This window comes from Frigoribacterium sp. CFBP 8751 (assembly GCF_014841545.1).
In the GTDB taxonomy this organism is placed as follows: Bacteria; Actinomycetota; Actinomycetes; order Actinomycetales; family Microbacteriaceae; genus Frigoribacterium.
In genome coordinates this window covers 1-746 of the sequence record NZ_JACYUB010000017.1, presented here as the reverse complement: position 1 = coordinate 746, position 746 = coordinate 1, and the positions used below count along the sequence as shown (strand labels likewise).

Genomic DNA, 746 nt, shown 5'->3' with positions numbered 1-746 from the left:
GGGTAGTCCCGCCCGGACCGGTTGATCCAGATCGTCGAGAGACCGGCGTTGGCTGCGCCGTGGATGTCCCAGGGGTGGACGGCGGCGAGGTAGAAGGGGTCGGAGCCCCCGATGCGTCCGCGGGCGTCGGTGTAGGCGGATCGGGCGGGTTTCCAGGGCGAGTGGCCGACGACTGTCAGCAGTCCTTCCATGGTCTCTCGGGCGCCGGCTTCGTCGAGCAGTCGTTCGGCTGTGGTGGTGGGACCGTTGGACAGGGTGAACAGCCGATGTCCGGCAGCGTGGAGCGCCTGCAGCCCGTCGGCGACGTCGGGGTGCGGTGGCGCGTGGGTGAACGCGGTCATCACGGTGTTCACGCTCTCGTCGAGGTCCCGGGGCACCACCCACGTGCTCAGCAGGTCGCGGGCGTTGTTCGAGGCGATGTCGGGGAACGAGGCGTCGCCGCCAGAGGTCGTGAGAGCGAAACCGTCTCGGAGGACACTGGCGAACCACGTCGTTGCCAGCTCTCGGCTTGCTCCGACGTGTTCGAACGAGGCGGCCACGGGGCTGAGGTCGGAGAGGGTCTCGTTGACGTCGAAGACGATGGTCGCTTGCTGCCGGGTCATCTCACCACTGTGCTCTCGTCTCTCGGGTGCACGGCCCGGATCGGGGTTTCGCGGTGGTGGCCGACCGGATCTCTCGGTCGGTCAGGCCGCTTCCGTTTCTGCGATCAGTCGACGGAGGGTGATCAGGGCATCGCGGATGCGGGT

The 746-nt window shown here is 68.1% G+C and carries 1 protein-coding gene; it reads right to left on the bottom strand.

All coding sequences use genetic code 11. From position 1 onward, the window contains the following. On the bottom strand, positions 1-602 hold a 602-nt coding region (locus tag IFT88_RS16730), incomplete at its 3' end, for a haloacid dehalogenase type II (protein WP_192122058.1). Positions 603-746: the final 144 nt, after the last annotated feature.